This is a genomic window from Protofrankia sp. Cj3 (genome assembly GCF_917627355.1).
Classification (GTDB): Bacteria; Actinomycetota; Actinomycetes; order Frankiales; family Frankiaceae; genus Protofrankia.
On the sequence record NZ_CAKJTR010000268.1, the window covers coordinates 1 to 4,663 of the forward strand.

Consider the following 4,663-nt stretch of genomic DNA (forward strand, 5'->3'; position numbering starts at 1 on the left):
CCGGATCTCCCCGGTCGCCGTGTCGACGTGGCGGATGTGGCCGGTGAGGCGGATGGGGCGTGCGCATCCGTGGATGCGGGTGATCTGGGACCACAGCGCGGCGAACGTGCCGTCCTCGATGCGGTCGGTGGGTAGATCGGGTGCGAGCACGTCACCTCCAGCCAGGGTTTTCCGGGCGCGGCACGGCGCGGCGAAACAGGGTGGGAGTGGAGCCGACTTGCCGGAAAGCGGTCAGGAAAGGCGGTGGGAATGGCGGGGAGATGGCCCCCTCTACCCGCTACGGCGCAGGTCGCAGGGGTCCGTCGAGGTTCCCGGCGACGAGCAGCGCGGCGGCCTGTGCCGGCAATAGACCAACCACTCGTCGTCCACGGCGGCCGGTCGGCGGGTGGGCTTCCCACTCTCGGGCGTAGTCCCGGGCGAAGTCGGGATGGTGCCCTGAGCCGTGCCCATGCGACACCCCCGGCGGGAACGACTGCCCGCAGGTCTCGCAGGTACGGGTACCACCGGACATGTCCACGGTGGTCGTCCGCACGGTGGTCCGGACAGTCCCGCTGGCGGCGGGGCGCGTCATCGCCGGCCGCCCGTCGAGGCGGGCTGGCGGGCATCCTCATCGGCCGCCAGCGCGCGGTCGAACGCGGCGCACGGACCGCACATGTCCGATGTCGGCAACGCCGAACCGCCACATCCGGGCGTTGAGCATATGGCGCGGTGGGACATAACCCGCGCGCCGGACTGGAGGCTCACGCCGTCGGACTGCTTTGCGGGGGTACGCTGGTTGCGCATCTTCAAATTCCTTCCCTGGCTGGGTTGGGGGTTGGGGTGCTCGATCCCGGTGGGTGCCAGCCCGCCGGGATCTTTGTCGTTTGGGTCAGCGTGCGTCGGTGCCGGCCGTGGCGAGGATCGCCGCGACGACCGACCGTCGGTAGCGGCGGTGACCGCCCGGCAGCGCCACGGAGGCGATCGCTCCCGAACGCGCCCACCGGCCGAGCGTCACGGGGTCTACCCGCAGCAGCCGGGCGACCTCACCCGGCGTCATCAGCGGGTCGTCGTTCCCGTGCACGGGAACGGGGGTGGTGAGCGCCTGATTCGGAACCATAGTCCGTGTCTCCCTTGTTCGGTTCACAGTCACCTTACGGCCGCCAAGCTTGGCGCGTCAAGCTTGTCCAGTCAAGATGTCAGGTCGGTACCACGTAGCGGAGCACAAGCACCGAGCCAGGCACGATCGACACCATGACGCGGACCGCCTTGCCTGCGGCCGTGTACCCGACGCGGGTGTGTTCGGCTACAGGCTGGTTGGCGCTGATCGAGAGCCGTGCGACCTCAGCCGCGGTCGGCATTCGGGTAATGATCTCGTCCACGTCATAGGTTTGCTCGTAGCCGGTTTCCTTAAGGATGTCTTCGCGCGTCGTATCTTCTGGCGCCGCGAGTTCAGTCCCTCGGACGATCGCCTCGTCGAAGTAGTCGTCAGAGATGATCCCTGGCTCACCGTCGATGTAACGCAGGTGGCGCCTGACAACGCACCGGTCGGCATCCGGGTGCAAGTCGAGGATTTCGGCGATACGGGGTGGAGGCTGGACCATCTCGACTTGAAGGTCCTGTCGCGTCGGGTCGTGGCCCTGACGCTCGATGTCGGCCTCCCAAGCATCAGACGACACTAGGCCGGTGTTCTCGGGTAGCTCGAACTCCGACAAACGCCAGACGAGTCGGCTAAAACCCCGGACGATCCGCCCTCTCTTCGGGCGAACGATCACGAGCCCTTCCTGTTCGAGTACCTGGAGGGCCGCCCGCGCGGTCGCGCGACTTACGTCATGCGCGCGCGCAAGCTCGGGTTCCGAAGGCACCAAGGCGCCTGGACCGAGCGAACCTGACTTGATCCGCTCGCGAAGCTCGTTGGCGATCTGGTCACTTTGCGATTCACGCGCCATCGTTGACCCCACCCGCACCATCTTGTATGCACAGCTTGACAGGACAAGCTTACTGGTCATCGGGCGACTCTCTCGCCAGGCGTTACAGAACGTGTCCACTATCAGCTGGGAGGGGAGGCAGGCTACCTCGCCGAGACCACGCCAGCGGGGGTCTGACGTGCTTCAGGGAGACTGCCTCCCAGCCTCCCTAAACGGCTGTTTGTGCGGCCTGACCTTGGGGAGGCGAGTAGGGAGGTGGCTAGGGAAAACTCCCAGCCTCCCCACGCCTCCCTACTCGCCTTCCAAGCATCAGATCCACAGAGCGTGACCAAAGCATGAGCCCGGCGGGCGGACGGGAACTCACCCCGTCATCCGAGCCCACCTATCGGCGTAGCGGCGGTGTGTCCACAGTTACGCCGTTCACGCTCCCCGTGCCGACGACGGACAGTGACGCAAGCTCGACGACGCAACCGATGACGCAAGGCACGACGCAAGCAACGACGCAAGCCCTTGCAAGGCCCCGTGACGTCTACATACACGTCCATGAGGGCACGCCAGAGACCACCCCGGAGCTTGCGTCATCCCCCGTCAGACCTCACTGACAGCCACGGAGCGTAGCTCCTAGCCGGCGGGCCGATCTCGGCGGGCAGGGCCGACGCGAGCGCGGTGTGACCGGTACCGGCTGGCACGCCGTCGAACAGCAGCTGCATCATCCGGGCCTGTTCGGCCGGCCGCTGTCGGCTTGGTCTAGGGGTCTAGACACCAGGTCAACGGCATGGTCACGGTCTAGACCGTGGTCTAGAGATCGCCGGGCGGTCTAGAGATCACAAGCCCGGGTGACCCGACCCCGTAGCGCCCCTGTGCCAACTTTCCGTACTTGGTCAAGGGCGCCCCTACGGGCCGCGCCAGCAACGCAAAACGGTCGGTACCTTTCGCAGGCACCGACCGTTCGGGTCGGGATATGAGATGCCCCCTCCCTCCGCGCTGTTCTCCGTGGTGGTGAAGAGCTACAGTTCGTATGATCAAAATCAGTGAGCCGTCAGCAGAGTCAGCGATACCCGTCAGCACAGGACCGCAGCAGGACGTGCCAACGCGGTATCAGGCGACACCAGAAAGCATGTAAAGAAGGCATCCCATCGCGAAGCGCAGGGTTTGCAAGGCAGGGGTTCGGGGTTCAAGTCCCCGCGTCTCCACCAGCATGTTTGCATGATCGGCGATCTCTATTTGCTATCGTCAGTCAGCGGATCGTCAGCAGATCCCGTCTCGGTGACGGGATCGCAGTCCGTCAGGGCTGACCGGAGACGGTCTTCGTAGTCGGCGGGCCGGTGCGTGTAGCGGTTCAGTGTCGTACTTGCGCGTTCATGTCCAAGCGCCACCTGAACGACGTTGACCGGCACCCCTTCGGAGACCAGCCACGTTGCGTAGCAGTGCCGCAGCCCATGGAAGGTCAGCGACGAGGGCAGCCCACCCGCCTCGCGCGCCGGCTTCCACACGTACCGCCGGAAGTTCGACCGACGCAGGATGTGACCTACCGAGTCCGGGAAGACCAGATCATCCGGACCTGACGCGACAAGCTCAGCCTGACGGCGGAGATGTGCGGCGAGCAGAACGGGAGTGGGGACCGTACGTCGGCCGGCTTCGGTCTTCGGGTAGGGCTTCATGCTGACGTGCCCGGAGACCTCCACCGCCGTTTCCGCGACAAAGATCCGGCCCTTCATCAGGTCGACACTCCGCCAGTGCAGACCGGCGCACTCTCCCCATCGAAGCCCCGCGTAGGCCGCGGTGAGGACCAGGGCGCGGTACTGCTCCCGAATCTCCGGAAGGAGCTTGCCGGTCAGCTCTTCACGGCTGATCAGTATGTCCGACGTCGCAGTCTTCCGGCGTGATGGTAGCCGCACCCCCTCACACGGGTTGACCGCAATTAGGCGTTCCCGGACGGCTGCTTTCATGATCGACGACATAAGGCTGAAGCACGAGATCACCGTCTGTGCCGCAAGCCGGCCCGACAAGCGGGTTACCCATGCCTGCACATCCAGGAAAGAGATCTTATTCAACGGCCAGTCTCCCCACTGCGGGATCAGGTGGCAGCGCATCCGCGACTTCGCCGCGTCCGCCGTGGTCAGCTCCACCTGGCGACTCTTCTCCCACCGGCCCGCGTGGTTGCGGAACAGCACGCGGCCAGCCGAAGGATCGAGGTAGGTGCCACGCGACTTCTCCGCCTCGACCGTTGCCAGGAAAGCGGACGCATCCTTCTTCGTCCGGAAAGTCTTCGCGACCTGCCTGCCCGACGGGTCGCGCCAGTTCGCCCGCCAGGTGCTCGCCGGAGTCTTCACGATGTGTCCCATCACACATCCTTGCCGGACAGCCACGACTCGAAGCGAGCGCAGGGGACGACCCACCGGCGGACACCGGCCCGGAACGCCGGAATCTCTCCGTTCTTGGCCATCGCGTACGCGACGCCACGACTCACCCCGAGAATCACCGCGACTTCATCAATCGTGTAGGTCGCGCGCTCAACCGTGAGGGAACCGCTCACGATGCAATCCTTTCGATGTCGAAGGTCTGGTCAGTAGCAGCGCGGGCGGCTTCGCGTCGTGATCGGGCTTGGTCGGCGGCCATGTCCGCGAGGGCCTGGTCGCCGGTGCGGGCGTAGCCGGTGGCGTGGAACTGCCATTCGGCGAGGGTGATGACGATGTCGTCGTCGAAGTCGCGTCCCCAGGCATCGAGCGGGGTGCGCTCGCCACCGTCGGGGCCATGGG

5 protein-coding genes and 1 pseudogene are annotated in these 4,663 nt (G+C 65.8%); all 6 read right to left on the bottom strand.

Translation table 11 applies throughout. The features are described from left to right. Positions 1–277 precede the first annotated feature (277 nt). A complete protein-coding gene (locus MJ783_RS22005) occupies positions 278–571 on the bottom strand; it encodes a hypothetical protein (protein ID WP_239313502.1) in 294 nt (97 codons plus the stop codon). A 297-nt stretch (positions 572–868) separates the two neighbouring features. After that, positions 869–1,096: a helix-turn-helix domain-containing protein gene (locus MJ783_RS22010; protein WP_239313505.1), complete on the bottom strand. Its 228-nt coding sequence runs from the start codon at positions 1,094–1,096 to the stop codon at positions 869–871. Positions 1,097–1,175: 79 nt separating this feature from the next. Further along, positions 1,176–1,925, bottom strand: a complete 750-nt coding sequence (locus MJ783_RS22015; RefSeq protein WP_239313507.1) for a GntR family transcriptional regulator — start codon at positions 1,923–1,925, stop codon at positions 1,176–1,178. A gap of 1,199 nt (positions 1,926–3,124) precedes the next feature. Beyond that, positions 3,125–4,249, bottom strand: coding sequence for a site-specific integrase (locus MJ783_RS22020; RefSeq protein WP_239313509.1), 1,125 nt, complete (start codon positions 4,247–4,249; stop codon positions 3,125–3,127). After that, positions 4,249–4,440 (bottom strand): helix-turn-helix domain-containing protein, encoded by a 192-nt coding sequence (locus tag MJ783_RS22025; RefSeq protein ID WP_239313511.1) that lies wholly within the window; start codon positions 4,438–4,440, stop codon positions 4,249–4,251. Before MJ783_RS22025 ends, MJ783_RS22020 begins: the two co-directional genes overlap by 1 nt. After that, a pseudogene (locus MJ783_RS22030) lies at positions 4,437–4,663 on the bottom strand (hypothetical protein); the annotation flags it as partial. The gene MJ783_RS22025 and the pseudogene MJ783_RS22030, both read right to left, overlap by 4 nt.